Source organism: Pseudonocardia sp. DSM 110487, assembly GCF_019468565.1.
Classification (GTDB): Bacteria; Actinomycetota; Actinomycetes; order Mycobacteriales; family Pseudonocardiaceae; genus Pseudonocardia.
In genome coordinates this window covers 1,419,828-1,435,022 of record NZ_CP080521.1, presented here as the reverse complement: position 1 = coordinate 1,435,022, position 15,195 = coordinate 1,419,828, and the positions used below count along the sequence as shown (strand labels likewise).

At 69.8% G+C, this 15,195-nt stretch carries 17 protein-coding genes and 1 tRNA gene; 7 read left to right on the top strand and 11 right to left on the bottom strand.

What is annotated here, in order from left to right:
* Window positions 1-5 precede the first annotated feature (5 nt).
* The 3 genes from K1T35_RS06730 to K1T35_RS48715 all read left to right on the top strand — a co-directional run bounded on the left by K1T35_RS06730 (window position 6) and on the right by K1T35_RS48715 (window position 1,427).
* Window positions 6-713, top strand: coding sequence for a TetR/AcrR family transcriptional regulator (locus K1T35_RS06730; protein WP_220259299.1), 708 nt, complete (start codon window positions 6-8; stop codon window positions 711-713).
* Window positions 714-859: 146 nt separating this feature from the next.
* Window positions 860-1,015, top strand: a complete 156-nt coding sequence (locus tag K1T35_RS06725; RefSeq protein ID WP_220259298.1) for a hypothetical protein — start codon at window positions 860-862, stop codon at window positions 1,013-1,015.
* A gap of 286 nt (window positions 1,016-1,301) precedes the next feature.
* A complete protein-coding gene (locus K1T35_RS48715; RefSeq protein WP_255621653.1) occupies window positions 1,302-1,427 on the top strand; it encodes a hypothetical protein in 126 nt (41 codons plus the stop codon).
* A 115-nt stretch (window positions 1,428-1,542) separates the two neighbouring features.
* Here K1T35_RS48715 and K1T35_RS06720 read toward each other — a convergent pair whose 3' ends face one another.
* Together K1T35_RS06720 and K1T35_RS06715 are read right to left on the bottom strand one after the other, a co-directional pair.
* Window positions 1,543-2,445: a hypothetical protein gene (locus K1T35_RS06720; protein ID WP_220259297.1), complete on the bottom strand. Its 903-nt coding sequence runs from the start codon at window positions 2,443-2,445 to the stop codon at window positions 1,543-1,545.
* A gap of 1,612 nt (window positions 2,446-4,057) precedes the next feature.
* A tRNA-Ala gene (locus K1T35_RS06715) sits at window positions 4,058-4,130 on the bottom strand.
* A gap of 84 nt (window positions 4,131-4,214) precedes the next feature.
* Here K1T35_RS06715 and K1T35_RS06710 point away from each other — a divergent pair.
* The gene (locus K1T35_RS06710; RefSeq protein ID WP_220259296.1) at window positions 4,215-6,215 is read left to right on the top strand and encodes a S9 family peptidase; all 2,001 of its coding nucleotides are present in this window, start codon (window positions 4,215-4,217) and stop codon (window positions 6,213-6,215) included.
* Window positions 6,216-6,225: 10 nt separating this feature from the next.
* On the opposite strand, the gene K1T35_RS06705 is transcribed toward K1T35_RS06710, so the two are convergent.
* Together K1T35_RS06705 and K1T35_RS06700 are read right to left on the bottom strand one after the other, a co-directional pair.
* On the bottom strand, window positions 6,226-6,975 hold the full coding sequence (locus K1T35_RS06705) for a thioredoxin domain-containing protein (RefSeq protein ID WP_220259295.1): 750 nt from the start codon (window positions 6,973-6,975) through the stop codon (window positions 6,226-6,228).
* 1 nt (window position 6,976) lies between these two features.
* Window positions 6,977-7,507, bottom strand: coding sequence for a MauE/DoxX family redox-associated membrane protein (locus K1T35_RS06700; RefSeq protein WP_220259294.1), 531 nt, complete (start codon window positions 7,505-7,507; stop codon window positions 6,977-6,979).
* A gap of 33 nt (window positions 7,508-7,540) precedes the next feature.
* Here K1T35_RS06700 and K1T35_RS06695 point away from each other — a divergent pair, with 33 nt between their 5' ends.
* Window positions 7,541-8,266, top strand: coding sequence for a VIT1/CCC1 transporter family protein (locus K1T35_RS06695; RefSeq protein WP_220259293.1), 726 nt, complete (start codon window positions 7,541-7,543; stop codon window positions 8,264-8,266).
* On the opposite strand, the gene K1T35_RS06690 is transcribed toward K1T35_RS06695, so the two are convergent.
* Window positions 8,256-9,548: an MFS transporter gene (locus K1T35_RS06690; protein WP_255621650.1), complete on the bottom strand. Its 1,293-nt coding sequence runs from the start codon at window positions 9,546-9,548 to the stop codon at window positions 8,256-8,258. The two genes, K1T35_RS06695 and K1T35_RS06690, sit on opposite strands and share 11 nt — an antisense overlap.
* A gap of 196 nt (window positions 9,549-9,744) precedes the next feature.
* Here K1T35_RS06690 and K1T35_RS06685 point away from each other — a divergent pair, with 196 nt between their 5' ends.
* A complete protein-coding gene (locus K1T35_RS06685; RefSeq protein WP_220259292.1) occupies window positions 9,745-10,182 on the top strand; it encodes an SRPBCC family protein in 438 nt (145 codons plus the stop codon).
* 161 nt (window positions 10,183-10,343) lie between these two features.
* On the opposite strand, the gene K1T35_RS06680 is transcribed toward K1T35_RS06685, so the two are convergent.
* The 6 genes from K1T35_RS06680 to K1T35_RS06655 all read right to left on the bottom strand — a co-directional run bounded on the left by K1T35_RS06680 (window position 10,344) and on the right by K1T35_RS06655 (window position 14,630).
* Entirely contained in the window at window positions 10,344-11,141 is a 798-nt protein-coding gene (locus tag K1T35_RS06680; RefSeq protein ID WP_220259291.1) for a DUF899 family protein, read from the bottom strand.
* A 156-nt stretch (window positions 11,142-11,297) separates the two neighbouring features.
* Window positions 11,298-11,459, bottom strand: a complete 162-nt coding sequence (locus tag K1T35_RS06675; protein ID WP_220259290.1) for a hypothetical protein — start codon at window positions 11,457-11,459, stop codon at window positions 11,298-11,300.
* Between the two features lie 200 nt (window positions 11,460-11,659).
* Window positions 11,660-12,211, bottom strand: coding sequence for an RDD family protein (locus K1T35_RS06670; protein ID WP_255621649.1), 552 nt, complete (start codon window positions 12,209-12,211; stop codon window positions 11,660-11,662).
* A 30-nt stretch (window positions 12,212-12,241) separates the two neighbouring features.
* Complete coding sequence (locus K1T35_RS06665) at window positions 12,242-12,652, bottom strand: hypothetical protein (protein ID WP_255621648.1); 411 nt, start codon at window positions 12,650-12,652, stop codon at window positions 12,242-12,244.
* A complete protein-coding gene (locus K1T35_RS06660) occupies window positions 12,642-12,920 on the bottom strand; it encodes a hypothetical protein (protein WP_220259289.1) in 279 nt (92 codons plus the stop codon). The genes K1T35_RS06665 and K1T35_RS06660 overlap by 11 nt, the downstream gene beginning before the upstream one ends.
* Before the next feature lie 201 nt (window positions 12,921-13,121).
* Window positions 13,122-14,630, bottom strand: coding sequence for a helix-turn-helix domain-containing protein (locus tag K1T35_RS06655; RefSeq protein ID WP_220259288.1), 1,509 nt, complete (start codon window positions 14,628-14,630; stop codon window positions 13,122-13,124).
* 224 nt (window positions 14,631-14,854) lie between these two features.
* Here K1T35_RS06655 and K1T35_RS06650 point away from each other — a divergent pair, with 224 nt between their 5' ends.
* On the top strand, window positions 14,855-15,043 hold the full coding sequence (locus tag K1T35_RS06650; protein WP_220259287.1) for a hypothetical protein: 189 nt from the start codon (window positions 14,855-14,857) through the stop codon (window positions 15,041-15,043).
* The last annotated feature ends 152 nt before the right edge of the window (window positions 15,044-15,195 follow it).

Genomic DNA, 15,195 nt, shown 5'->3' with positions numbered 1-15,195 from the left:
CACGCATGACCGCGGGCCCCGGCACCAGCTCTCGCCTCGAACGACGGAAGGCGCAGACTCGGGGCAAGCTGATCGCCGCCGCTCGCTCGATGCTCGCCGAGGGCACGGCCCAGCAGGCGAGCATCCAGGAGATCACCGACGCCGCCGACGTCGGTTTCGGCTCGTTCTACAACCACTTCGCCACGAAGGCCGAGCTGTTCGAGGCGGCGGTGACCGACGTACTCGAGGAGACCGGGGCACTGCTGGACGGACTGGGCACCGACACCGAGGACCCTGCCGTCACCTTCGCCCGCTCGGTGCGGCTCGCCGCCCGGCTGATCCGCGCCCGCCCCGAGGTCGCCCGCATCCTGGTCGCCCATGGGATGCCCTACATGGACTCGCCGGAGGGGCTGGGCCCCCGCGCTCTCCGCGACATCATGGCGGGCGTCGAGGCGGGGCGGTTCCAGGTGACCAATATGAAGCTCGCCCTCGCCACCATCGCGGGCTCACTGCTGGGCACTCTCCACCTCGCCCTGACCGACCCGGCGTTCGACAACGACGACGCGTGCGACCAGCTTGCCGAGCAGCTGCTGCGGATGCTCGGCCTCACCGCCGCCGAAGCTCAAGAGCTCGCCACCACGCCGCTTCCCGTCATCAGCGGAACCAGTCAGCGCGATCCGGCGGTGGCCGCAGGTCTACACAGGGAAGCCGCGCGGCCGCAGCCCCCACGCTGAAGGGCCCCACCTGCAGCGCCGAGGACCTCCTCGACGCACCGGTCCCCCAGCCGACAGCGCCGACCTTCCGCGACTACATCCCGATCGTTGCCGCCGGGGTACGCCCCGGCATCCGCCCGAGGCATGCCAAGGCCAACGACTTGCCGATGCAGGATGCCGCGATCGTGAGCTACGAAGGGAAGCGGAACCAGGCCGCGCACTGCGACTACGCAACCCTCTGGAACGAGGTCGCCGCCGCATACCCGCTGGCAGTCGACGACGCAGACCGCGAGACGATCGACCAACTGCTCACGACCTGCTGAACCACAGCCGCCTGCGGGGCGACTTACGTGGACGACACCACGAGCAGTGCGCCCCTCCCCCGCCGCGGGGCCGACCGCCGTCGCCGAACGTGCGGCCAAGCTGGACTGGCCGCCCGGCCAGGCCTGGACCAGCACCGACCCATCGACCATACCGCCGCCTACGGGCCGCCCGACGACGGCCTCGCCCCGCCCGTCAGCTCAACCGCCTGCGCACCGGGACAACGATCAACGGCGAGGTCACCTGCCGCATCGGACGCGACCTGTACCTGGCGACGCCCCCCGGACCGTGCTCGTCGACACCGGCCTGCTGCAGGGCTGGGCCCTTACCCGGGCCGACGACGACGCGCCCTTCAGCGCCGCCACGTCACCCGTCACCATGACCAGGGAGACCGAAGGTGACGTCCTCTACTGACCTGGGCACGTTCTGACCTGGGCACGTTCTGACCTGCGCACGCCGAAGCGGACCGTCCGAACCTGAGCAATCGCCTCACGCGGCTGCACACAACGGCAGTTGCCCTTCGCGCCGTCTACAGGTTCTTGGCGATCGCGAACCGTTCCGACAGACTGCCGCGTTTCTGTACGACGGCGCGAAGGGCAACGCTCGGAGTGATTCTTGCTCCGTGGCGTGGCCCCATGCCTTCGACACGCGGCGAGGCGCCAACGTTCTTGGTCCAGTGTCCACCGAGGTTCAGCCGGAAGGTCTCACCCAGATACCACATTGCACCCTCTCGGATGCGCTCGTTCTCCGGACTAAGCAGCTCCTCCTTGGACGACAACATCTGACGCAGCATGGTCTCGAGCGCGGGAAGTGTCTCGGGACGGAAGTCCCACGCGCTGTTCGCGCCGTATGCGGCCACCCATTCCGGGAACCTCGACTCTTGGGTGCTCAGCCAGGTCTCAAGTCCGGCTCGGTCAAGTTCCGGTCCGTCCGCCACGGTTCTCTGCTTGTCCGGCCGCCAGGACTGGGCCGCTGCGCGTTGCGTTTCGACGGCGCCGGCCCACCGGTCGAACGTGCGGGTGAGTCTGTCGCCGGATCGAACCGACACGACCTCAGCCAACAGCTCGTGAGGGGCGACAGGAGCCAGGCCGAGTGCTGCGTCGGCATTCGCGACCGGACCGCTCTTGACGCCCAAGCCCTCGGACTTGACGTGCCCCCATGTCCACCGCCCGCCGGCCACACGCATGAGCGTCTCGCCGATATAGGCGACGAGACCGTCGAGGGTCTCGGACGCGGCGGGCCTCCTCATGGCGGCCGGCGAGGTAAATCGAGCCAACAGCTCACTTTCCAGGTCTTTCAGCGAGGCACGTGAGTAATCGAAGGCGATCGGGGTGCCCTTCATGTCGAGGTCGGTGAGACCCATCAGCACGTAGTAGAGCCTGCGCTGCCATGCAGCGAGTGGGTCCTGCGCCATGATCACGTGGCCCTTCATGGTGTCTGCGTTCCTGCGCCACCCGCCGTCATCGGTCAGGTCGGGGTGGGAGCGGGAGCGAAGGGGGCGCATACGGGTTGAAGACGGGCGGGCGCGCCGAACGTCTCAGAGCTTCAGCAGCCCGGATGAAACGCGTGGTACTCCCCGTGCCAAGGAACACGGCAATGCACGCTGCAGATGCGACCGTGACCAAGCACACCCCGACATATACCCACCCTAGCTAGTTCCTCGCGCTCGCCAGGGCGCTCGCGGCGGCCCACCCTTGACCGGCCACCGGTTGCCCGCTGGATCGGCCTGTTCGGCTGGACCAACGACCACGTCGGCGTGTCCTGGCAGCAGCCTTGCCTGAGCAACGCCGCGACGACCCGCCGGATCGCGGCAGCGCCGCGGCGCCGACCCGACCCAGGCTCGCGGCGCGCGATCTATTGACCCGCAGCGAACGGAACGCCAGAGGCCGAACAGAGAACCCACACCAACCTGGACAACAGCGAAACCCGCAGCACCCAGAGTGCTCACGACGACTACCCCGCGCGGGTTCTCGCGGGGCCCAGCGTGAGAACTTCGGAACCCGCGCGGTTCACGCGAAGGGCGACCGCGGGCCATCCCGGTGGTTGCCGCCGAATCCCGCCGCGAACTGCGCCTACGCGGCGAGCTGGCGCAACGTCTCTAATGTCTACGCGTTGGTGCTCGACGGGCCGGACGCCGCGCGGATCGAGGAGATCCTGAGCGGATGCTGACGTGTGGAGCTGCCACGAGTGTCGTGCAACCGATCCCAGGTCGGAGGCGCATGCCGACCCATTGATTACAAGGAGGGCTTCGCAGCAGCTTCGTCTGCGGCCCACATTATGTGGTCGGGCAACACATGTGTCTGACGTGCTTTCTCACCCGGCACCGCGGCAGCATCCGCGAGGCCTCCCTTAATTGGTCCGCAGCTGGCCTGCTGCGTGCCGCCACCCCCGCGGCGCCGCAACCTTCCCGGTCGACCATGGACCACGCAGCACCGCGACCTTGAGATCGCGGCGGCTCGCGAGCAGCCCATGCGCCGGGGCGGCCTGGTCGGGAAGCAGCGTGGCCCACCCGTCCGCGAGCGCGATCAACAATCAACAGCGATCCGGTAGGGAAACCCGCGCGTAGCGACGCCCTGAGCGGTCGCACGGCGACAACCAGGCCCGGCACGACCGCCCCACGCACACCGGCCGGCGGCGCGGCAGAACCTGCGGCAAAGTTCGCCGGCTCGCCCAACGACCTCAACGTCCAACAGCCCCGCGAAGCAGGGAGATCAATCACCGCCGAAGCTTCGTGCGGCCAGGCCACCAAGCCCGCGCCGCCACAGTGATGACCCCTTGACGACCCGCCGTCCACCCGAGCGCGACAGCGATACGGTCCTACAACCGATCTCCAACCGTCCCAGACAGACACCGAACAGGCACGTACGGCGCTGTGGGCCTGGAGCAGACCGTGACCCCATTTCGCGGCCACCGACGCCGTGCTCCAAATTTGCTCCACTTGGCCGCGCAGCAACCACACGAACGGCCACGACAAGATCAACACGAGACGTAGAAACCCCGCCTGACCTGTACAAACTCAGGTGGCGGGGCTCCGGGTGCAAGAGTGGAGCTGAGGGGATTCGAACCCCTGACCCCTTGACTGCCAGTCAAGTGCGCTACCAGCTGCGCCACAGCCCCTTGCGCCGACAAAGTTACACGATCCCTCGACAGCTCCGTGAAGCGGGTCGCCGTACACCGCGTTGTTGACCTAGGTTCGGCTGGGTGCAGCCTGCTGACATCGGCCGTCTCGTCACCGTCGCCGACCCGAAGGTCTCGCCGGACGGGCGCAGGGTCGCGTTCGTCGTCACCCGCGTCGACCTGGAGGGCAACTCCTACCGCAGCACCGTATGGCTCGCCGACGCGGACGGGTCGTCGGCGCCGTTCCCGCTCACGGCGGGCGAGCATCGAGACGGGCAGCCGGCCTGGTCACCGGACGGGCGGAGGCTGGCCTTCACCCGGAACCAGGAGGACGGCGGGAGCTCGCTGCACGTGCTGCCGATGGACGGGCCCGGGGAGACGGTCACGGTATGCGTACGACCGGAGGGGATCGGGGCGCCGGCTTGGTCACCGGACGGCTCGCGGCTCGCGTTCGCGTCACGGGAGCGAGCGAGCCGCTACGCCGAGGGGGACGACGACCGCGCCCGGCCACCGCGACGGATCGATCGGCTCTACTCCCGCCTCGACGACGTGGGTTGGATCATCGACCGGCCTCGGAGCGTGTTCGTGGTGCCCGCCGACGGATCGGGCGCGGCACGGCTCGTGGCCGGCGGGCCGTACGAGCACGGCGATCCCGCGTGGTCGCCGGACGGGCGCACCCTCGCGGTCACGGCGGCGCGGAGCAAGGACTGGGACCTGGAGCTGATCGACGACGTCCACCTGATCGACCTCGACGGCGGGATGCGGGCGCTCACCAACCGCGGCCTGTCGCACCGTCTGCCCGCGTTCGGCCCCAACGGCTCGTCGATCGCCACCATCGCCCAGGACAACCGCGTCATCCACTCCCACGCCCAGATCGTGGTGCTCGACGCGAGCACCGGCGAGGAACGCGTCCTCACCGCCGCGCTGGACCGCCAGTGCGCGCCGCACCCCGGCACCCGCGCCCCGCTGTGGCACGGCGATCACCTGCTGTTCTCCCTCGAGGACGGCGGCGACGTGGCGGTGTGGCGGGTGCGCCCCGACGGGGCAGGCGCCCCGGAACCGGTGGTCGACGGCCCGCGGGTCGTCACCGGCTTCGACGTCGCAGGAGGCACGCTCGCGTTCGTCGCGACCACCGCCACCGAACTCCCCGAGGTCTACGTCCGCGATGCCAACGGCACCGAACGGCGGCTCACCTCGCTCGGGAAGGCGTTCCACGACGCCGTCCCCTCGGCCCGGCCCGAGCACTTCACGGTGCCGTCGCCGGCAGGCGACGGGGACGTCGACGCGTGGCTGGTGCGCCCGCTGGACTCGCCGGACGGCGAGCGGCTGCCGGTACTGCTCTCCATCCACGGTGGACCCATGTCGCAGTACGGGAACTCGTGGTTCGACGAGTTCCAGCTCTGGACGGGTGCGGGTTACGCCGTCGTCTACTGCAATCCGCACGGTTCGACCGGCCGCTCCGAGTCGTGGGCACAGGCGATCCGGCCGCCTGAGGCGTCCGAGGTGCCCGGCACCGGGTGGGGCGGTGTCGACGCCGCGGATCTGCTTGCCGTGCTCGACGCCGCGCTCGCCCGCGATTCCTCTCTCGACCCCGAGCGCGTCGGCGTCCTCGGCGGCTCGTACGGCGGATACATGACGAGCTGGCTGGTCGGGCACACACACCGGTTCGCGGCGGCGTGCAGCGAGCGGGCGTGCAACAACCTCGAGTCGGAGGAGTGGAGCTCGGACTCCGCCGGCTACTTCCGCTACGAGTTCGGCGTGACGCACCTCGACCGGCCGGACGTCTACCGGCGGATGTCGCCGATGAGCTACGTGCGCGACATCGACACTCCGCTCCTGATCCTGCACGCCGAGGACGACCTGCGCTGTCACGTCGAGCAGGCCGACCAGCTGTTCGTCGCCATGCGGATGCTCGGCAAGCCGGTGGAGTACTGGCGCTTCCCCGCCGAGAGCCACGAGATGTCGCGCAGCGGGTCGCCGCGCCACCGGGTGCAGCGGGCCGAGATCATCCTCGACTGGTTCGGCCGGCACCTCGGCGGGCGTCGACCGGCCATCTCGTGGGACCACCCGTCCCGTCAGCTCTGATCAGGGATGGTCAGGACTGACCTTCGAGGGCCTTCTGCAGCCAGCTCGTGTCGTTCAGGTCGATCTTCTTGCCGTCGATCGCGACGGTCGGGGTGCCGAAGCGGTCGTTGGTCTTCAGCGCCGGGTCCTTCCTGGCCGCCTCGGTCTCCTTCGCGATCGCGTCCAGGTGCGTGTCGCCCTGCACGCAGCCCGCGAAGTCGCCCTGCGCGCCCAACTCGGTGCCGAACGCGATCAGCTCGTCGTTGCTCAGGCCGGCGCTGCCTTCCGCGGGTTGCTCGTCGAACAGCTTCTTGTGGTAGCGCGGAAAGATGCCGGCCGGCACCGCGCAGAGCGCAGCGTTGCCGGCCCTGGTGGAGTAGCCGGCCGGGTTGCTCTGCTCATCGAGGATGGCGATCGTGTGGAAGCGGGCGGTGATCTTGCCGTCATTCAGGGCAGTCGTGACCTCGTTGCCGTAGCGCGTCTCGAACCGCTCACAGGCCGGACAGAGGTAGTCCTCGTAGACGTCGATCACCACCGGGCCGGTGCCCGCTGTGACGACCGCCGCGTCCGCGGTGGTGGTGTAGGTGGGCTCCACCTCGTTGCCCAGTGCACGGGCGATCAGCACCGCGCCCCCGACGACCACGGCGACCACAAGCACGACCGCCACCACGATCATGGGCGTTCGGTTGCGTTTCTGCGGCACGCGGATGCCCGCGGCGGCGAGGCGTCGCTCCGCAGCCTCCTGCTTGCGCCGCTTGTCGTTGCGCGAAGCTCCGCCCATTTCAGCCCATCCTCCTGGCTCCGAGCCGGTCGTCGAGTGCAAGCACGGTGCGCGGGCGGACGACCAGCCAGCCCGCCATCAGCAGGAAGCCCGCGTCGCGCAGCAGCTCCTGCACGTAAGTCGTCTCGCCCGGTTCCACCGCACCACCGCCGCCGAAGCACCCGCAGTCGATCGACAGGCCCCGCGCCCACGCCTGTCCGACGCCCGCGACGAACACGAGCAGCAGAGCGGCGGAGAGCGCGGCGACCAGCCGAGTGCCGACCCCGGCCAGCAGCAGTGCTCCGAGCGCGAGCTCGATCCACGGCAGCAGCGCCGCCACGATCTCCAGGCCGGCGTCCGGCAGGACGTCGTAGGCGCGCACCGCGATGTACGTCTGATCCGGATCAACCGCTTTGAGCAGGCCGGACACGAGCCACACCGCGGCGAGGCCGAACCGTGCGAGCGTCCCGACGACGTCGAGCGAGCGGGCGCGATCCACGAGGTCAGCGTAGCCAGACGGCCGGACACAGAGGGTGGTGACCCTGACGCACATAGTCAACCGAGCCGTGGAATCTAGGCTTGGGTGATGAACGGCGTCCCTGATGCGGCGGACCTCGCCGGGCACAACCACCACCACGCCGACGTCTCCGGCGGATGGCTACGGGCCGCGGTCTTCGGCGCGATGGACGGGCTGGTCACGAACATCGCGCTCGTCGCGGGTGTCGGTGGCGGTGGCGCCGACCGGCACACGATCATCCTGACCGGCATGGCAGGGCTCGTCGCCGGGGCGTTCTCGATGGCGCTGGGTGAGTTCGCGTCGGTCGACACGCAGAACGACGCGGTCGCCAACGAGGTGGCGGTGGAGCGCGAGGAGATCCGGATCCACCCGCGCGCCGAGCAGGCCGAGCTCGCCCAGATGTACGAGGAGATGGGGCTCACCCGTTCGACGGCGGAGGCGATGGCCCGGGAGGTGCACGGCAATCCGGAGCTCGCACTCAAGGTGCACGTCGCGCAGGAGCTGGGCGTTGACGTCGACGAGCAGCCCTCGCCGTGGCTCGCTGCCGTCTCGTCGTTCCTGTGCTTCTCGATCGGCGGGCTGATCCCGCTGATCTCCTTCCTGCTGGGTTCCTCGTCGCTGCCGCTGGCCCTCCTCATCGGTGCGGTCGGCCTGTTCGTGGTCGGCGCGCTCACGTCGCGATTCACCACGCGCAGCTGGCTGCTCAGCGGCCTGCGACAGCTCGGCTTCGGCGCGCTCGCCGCAGGCGCGACCTATCTCGTCGGCACCCTGATCGGCGTGGGGATCACGGGATAGGCCTGCGCCGCGACGGGCATTCCGACTCCGAACACTCCGCCAGCGACTCCTCGGCTGCCCTCGGGCCCGGCGCCGATGGCAGCGTCTCGGGCGCGCGGAGCCAGAAGCCGAGCGCGACGAGCGCCATCGCCCCGGACAGCGCGAACGCGGCCCCGAACCCGGCGACCTCGGCGAGCGCGCCCGCCGCTATCGGTCCGACGATGGCGCCGAGGTCCGCGACCATCTGGAACCCGGCGAGCACCGTGCCGCCCCGAGCCCGGGAGCCGATCACATCGGCGACCGCCGCGTTCGTGGGCGGGTTCACGAGGCCGCTGCCCATTCCCGCCAGCAGGCTGATGGCCAGGAACAGGGCCGGGTCGGTGAGGTACCCGAGCACGCTGGTGGCGGCCGCCGAGATGGCGAGCCCGGCGAGCACGGGTGGGCGGCGACCGCGCCGGTCGGCGAACCGGCCGGCGAGCACGAGCGTCGCCGCGTTGCCGACGGCGAACACGGCGAGGGCGACGCCTCCCCACGCCTCCGGTCGCCCCAACGCCTCCACGACGAACAGCGGCACCAGCGCGACGCGCACGCCGAACACGACCCACCCGTTGGCGAAGCTGGCGGCGAGCGCCGCGCGGTAGGCGGGGTGGGCGAGAGCGTCCCGGAACCGGGCGGGTGGCTCCGTGGCCGCGGTCTGCTCGGGGCCCGTCCCGTCCCGTCCGCGCAGCAGGGCCAGCGAGATGCAGACGACGACCACGAGCACCGCCGCGTACACGAGGAACGGCGCGCGCAGGCTCACCGCTCCCAGGACACCGCCGACGAGCGGTCCGATGACGTTGCCGAGGAGGAAACCCGTGGCCCACATCCCGGAGGCCCGCCCCCGCATGTGCGGCGGCGAGAGCCGGATGAGCAGCGACAGCGCCGACACGGTGAACATCGTGGAGCCGATGCCGCCCAGCCCACGCAGCACCAACAGCTGCCAGTAGCTCGCCGCGAACGCGCACGCCCCGGTGGACAGCGCCACGACCGAGAGGCCGATGGTGAACGTCGGCACCTCGCCGAGCCGGCTGACGAGCCGCCCGCTGACGGGCGCGAACAGCAGCCGGACGAGCGCGAACACGCTGATGACGAGGGAGGCGGCCGTGATGCCGACGTCGAACGACCGGACGAACACCGGCAGCGTTGGCGCGACGATCCCGTAGCCGATGGCGATGAGGAAGGAGCTGCCGACGAGGACCCAGATCTCGCGCGGCATCCGTTCGTTCACGTTGCGGTCGGGCCTCGACCGTCCGACCTCGACCACGTCCCGGAACCCTAGCGTCCCCCGCCGGAAGTCCGCTGGGTAAGTCGGTGGATCCAGGTTCGCGCTGGGCGCGCCGGACGGCGGGCCTCGTACCGGGCGTACTCGGGCCGTCGGCCGGTGCGGCCAGCGTGGGCCTGGGCCGCCGAATTATTCGGCGGACTTCCGGCGGGGGACGCTAGGCCCGAAGGTGTGACGGATGGTCAAGCGGAGGGCGGGGTACATGCGCGGCATGGCGGAGTTCGAGGCGGAACGCGGTATCCCGGCCACGGCGGAACAGGTGTTCGCGGTGGTGTCGGACCTGAACCGGCTGCCGGAGTGGCTGCCGTCGCCCGTGGACGTGCGGCCCACCGGGGACGGGGAGGTACACGCCGACGTCCCGGAGCGCGGGGTCGACGCCGAGGGCACGGTGCGCGTGCGCTCCGACCAGCTGCGGGTGGAGTGGGCCCACGCGCCCGAGTACGCCGGCTGGCTGCAGGTAGAGCACGCCGAGGGCGCCCGCTCGACCGTGCTCCTGCACCTGTCGTTCCTCGGCGACCAGCCGGAGACCCACGGCGGCACTCCCGCCGCCGACCTGCAGCAGTCGCTCGACGATGCACTGGCGAGCCTGGAACGAGTGGTGACGACGACAACGTGATCGCCACGACCCGGACATGAACCTCGGATCGATCATGTGCCCGTGATCGACCCGAGGTTCACCCCACCGTTCTGACGAGGACGAACAGCCTCGCCTCGGATCAATCACGCGCGGAAGGTCTCGGATCGCGGGGCTCGCGAAGTCGTCCCGTCCCGGTGGCGTCAGTGATGACGGTGGGGCTCGGACGTCACCGCCCCGGCGCCGGGGCGGCTCCACTGGACGGTGGGCCGCCCGCCGGTCCAGTTGTTCCCGACGCCGTCCTCGTGGCTGCGCCAGAACCAGCCTGGGTTCTTGCCTTCGGGCCAACCCTCGGGGTAGTCCTGCCAGGCCTCCATGCGGCCGCGGGCAGTCATGTCGAGGAGAGCGAGCGCAGGCATCGTCGCCTCGCACCCCCTGCCGGTGACGGTATTGGTGAGGAACACCCGGTCGCCATGGCGCAGGAAGCACACCCACGTCCCGAAGTCGTCGCCGCTCACGATGTCGTCCTCGACGTCGGCCACGGAGTACCAGTGGTGGGGGTAGCCCATGAAGTCGACGAACGGCGCAAGGTCGGCGTAAGGCGCCTTGGCGAACACGGCGAACGAGACACCCCGTGCGTGGAGGTAGGCCGGGTTCTGCACGGCGAAGTAGGTCAGCGTGCAGCCCTCGCACTGGTTCTCGAACGGCTCGCCCAGGTGCCACATGTGCTTGTAGACGACGAGCTCCTCGCGGCCATCGAACAGGTCGAGGAGGGTGGTCGGCCCGTCCGGTCCGACGACGGTGATGTTTGCGTCGACCTCCGTCATCGGGAGCCGACGGCGGGCCGCTGCGATCGCGTCGCCCTCTCGGGTGTGCGCCTTCTCGCGCACCAGTAGCTTGTCGCGGGCGGCCTGCCAGGCCCCCCTGTCAACGACCGGAGGCACGGCGGACGCGGCCGACGCCCCGTGCTGGATCGGGCGGTTCTCGTGCGTGCTGGTCATGCACTGCTCCCTCGCTCGACGGGCTTCGACAGTTCTGACTTGCGCGGCTGACGAGAATCATCGGTCGGCAGTCACCGGCATGCTCGCCATCGGGCTGCGCCCCGCCGCCCGGCTGCCATAGACCCCGGAGGGTGTTGATCTCCGTTCAGGGGTCGATCATCGGGCCCCAGCTGGCCGAGTCGGCGCATAGGCAGCGCTTTTGACGAACACGCGCCCGGCCGGACGGGCCACGTCGCGTCGTGCATCGATCGTCGCGCCGAACCACTCGACCGGTCGTACCGCGAGCAGGCCATCGCCGTCGTGCAGGGCCGGGACCATGCTGTCACCCTGCACCCGGGTGATCCGCAGGATGCGTCGAGCAACCGGGTCTGCGTGGGCCGCGGACGGGCTGGCATGCGCCGATCCGTGCCGACGACCTCGATCAGGCGATCTTGCTCTACTCGCGGATCTGGCAGCGAGTCGACACGACAGGATCGTGGTTCAGCACTTACAGGGCTCCCACCGAGCGTGCCGGCGAGTCATGTGATGCCGGCGTCGCGGAGTTGGCGGGTGGCGCGGGTGTCCACGCTGACCCTGACCGTCGGATCGGCCACGTTCCCGCCGCCGCCGAACGCGCCGACGATCATGCCGATGACGAGCAGCGGCATCAGGATCCTGACCAGCATCGCCCATGGTGCCTTGCGGCCGATCCGGCCACCGTCCGCGAGGCGGACGAGCTGGGTGCCGGTGAGCACCGCGCCGAGCGCGCGGCCGTTGCGATAGCACGTGCCGTACAGCAGCTGCATCAGGAACAGGACCGCGATCAGGCTCACGAGAATTGTTCCCTCGTCGAGGCCTGCCGCGACGTACACGCCGGACACGACGATGACTCCGACTCCGATGCCGAGCACGAACACGACGACGTCGACCAGCCAGGCCAGGAACCGCGCCCATCTCCCGGCCTTGACGTACAGGCCACCGTCGCCGAACGTTGCGAGCCGCGTGGCGGTGAGCGGTCCGAGGACCTGCTCCGCCAGAACGTGGGCGCTCTCCTGCGGAGGGAGCGGCCGGCTTGGCCCTGGAACTGTCACGGCTCTCCTCTGGTCAGGGGGCTGGCGGTGTCAGCCCGGCGTGATGCCGTAGTGCTCGCGCACCTCGCGGACGCGTGGCGCGCCGTTGAACCCCAGGTCGTTCGCTCCGACGATGATCGAACCGTCCTGGTTCACGTACTCCTGCGGGGTCGCCCAGCGGTCCTCGATGTCGGGTGATGCGGCGTAGGCCCGCAGGATCGCGTCCATCACCGCGATGGCCTCATCCTCGGTGGTCGCCTCGACCACAACGTCACCACGCTGCCAGCCACCACCGAACTGGTCGCTGCAGTCGAACGTCGCGGAGGCCACGCCGGTGATCGACGTCGTCACCGCGGTGAACTCCTCCTCGCACCTGGCGGCACTGGACGAACACGCCGAGGCGGACAGCACCAGCGCCGCCGCCACGACGGCCGACGACAACCGCATTCGCTCACGTCGCATCACTCAGTGAGTCCTTTCGGTGGTGTTCGCGCACCTCACGGATCGTCGGAACTGCCGAGAACCCGACGTCGCCCGCGCTGGGGACGATCGACCCGTCCTCGTTCCGGTACTCCGGCGGCGTCGCCCATCGGGGTTCGAGGCGCGGCTCGGCGGCGAACGCTCGCAACAGCGCGAACGGGATCAGCCCCAGTCCCAGCCCCGAGCACAGCACGGCCACGACCAACAGCCCGACGCCGATACCGAGGTTCCACCTCCCGACGCCGCTCATGCCGCCCCCGGCTCTCCGGGCAGCGCACGCGGCCCGTTCGCCCCGAGTTCCTGCATTGTGTATGTCACCGGTGTCCCCCGTCGCGATCGGTGCACCTACAGCGCGTCGGCCCCGCGCGGGCCCAGCATAGGAGGTCGGGCTCACGAGTCGATCTTGGGCGGTGCTGCTGGGTGATCGGTCGCTGACATGCGAGATCGTCAGTCAGGATTTCTCGGTCTCGCGCTCCTGGTATTCGCGTGGAGAGAGGCCGTGGAAACGGGAGAAGGCGGCGCTGAAATTCGGGAGGTGGGCGTAGCCGACGCGACGTGAGACGACGTTGGGCTTGGCGCCACCGGCGAGCAGGTCGCGGGCGATGCGCATGCGGGCCGCGTAGCACCAGCTCACGAAGGTCATGCCGGTCTCCATGCGGAACGCTCGGTGGACGTCGGCGGACATGTCGAACGCGGCCGACTCGCCAGACGCGCCGATGCGGTGCAGGTAGTGCATGGCCGCCTCGCGCGCACGGGGGTCAGCCGGCATCGGCACCGACAACGCCCGCTGTGCTGCGACCTGCTCGCGGAACAGGTCGAGGATGTGCGTGGGGTCGTAGTCGTCCGGTCGAAGCCTGGACCGGGCACTGATGGAGCAGAACATCAGGTAGTCGTCCCAGGCGGGTGAGAACTGCACCTGCAGCGGTTCGGTCAGTCGCAGGTCAGCGGTGCTGGCGTTTCCGAGCGGAAGTGAGATGGAGTTCTGGCGAAGACTCGTGATGTGCTCCACGTCGGCCGGGATCCAGGTCGCGACCCCTCGTTGCCGTTCATAGCTGCGGTCGCCGATCTGCAGATGTCCGCTGCCGCGATACATCCAGCTGAGCACATGCACATCGTTGGCGTGCGGGGCAGTGCGCGCCGCGGGCAGCAGATCGGGTGCAGCAAGAACGGCTTGGCCTACCCGCACCATCCGTATGAGGCCGTCGGCCGGACGCGCCGCCGTTGGGCGTTGGGCCGGACCCTCGGCGACGGGGCGGGCGGCGAGCTTCCGGCTGAACTCGTGAGGGGTTGGCCCGAACTGCTGCTTGAACGCCCGAGTGAAGCCGCTGCGGCTGGCGAAGCCCACCCGTACGGTCACCTGATCGACGCCGTAGCCGGCGGCCAAGAGCTCGACGGCTGCGCTCAGGCGGCAGCGCAGCCGCCACTGCTCGAAGGTGAGCTGGGTGTCGGCGAGGAAGTCGCGGCGTAGCGTGCGGGGACTGGAGAGCACCCGGGCTGCCCATTCCTCGACGGTGAGGTCGAGCGCGGGGTCGCGAGTCAGTTCCTCGGCTACCGCTCTGGCCCCACCGTCTCTCGGCATAGCTGGTGGATCGAGTGTAGGGACCTGGGCATTCTCGCCCCGCGGTGGTGCGGACGGTCTCGAGCGCGGGCGGCGAAGGAGATCGACGAGTCCATCCTGAGAGTAGCCGCGGCCGCCCAGTGGTGTGACCATGAGGTTGAAATGCTGGACCAGCCAGTCCTGCCAGCCGTCGGGGACATCGAATTGCGTTGACTCGGACGGCGCCCCGGAGTCGACGCCTACATGGAGCGACAACGGGAAGGCGACGGTTCCCGGCTCAGTGACGATCTCGCGATGGTTCCAGCCGTCCGCAGGTATCCACACGGCTTCGCCGTCAGTGATGCGAAACGCCTCGGTGTCGTCGATGTGGACGTGCGCCGTGCCGGTGCGGACCCAGATCAACAGCGCGTGGCCGGGGTGCTCCCCCGAGTCCGCCCGTGCTGGCGGGATGGGAGGCGGGTCGCTGGCGCCCGGAGGTGGCGAGGATGACCTCATCGCACCATAACTATACGGCAGGCTGCGCACGGCCCTAGAGGTAAGGATTACCTAATGTGGACGAGGGGCCTCCCGCCGTTGCTGGAGCGCGGCCTCGTCACCCCGACCGACCAGAAAGGCCCGTCGCCAGCATGCCGAGGACCTCGCGCCGGGTCACCGTGCACTCCCTGACCCTCCGTGAGGTCGAGGTCGTCCGGGTGGTGGACCTGACTCCCGGGATGCGACGGATCACGCTGGGCGACGGGCAGCTTCCGGCGCGCGATGGCGCCTGGACGGGCACGATCACGCTCCTCCGGGACGCGGTCGAGGACGACGCCTGATGGGACGGTCGGCCGTTCGCGTGGCTCGCCGGGGAACACACGGCCGTGCGGGATTGCCCGAGCCGGACTCATTCGCAGCACGACGCACACCGTCGCACGGGAACCCCCATTCACGAACTCATACCTGCAGACACCAACTGACCCCTCCGCTC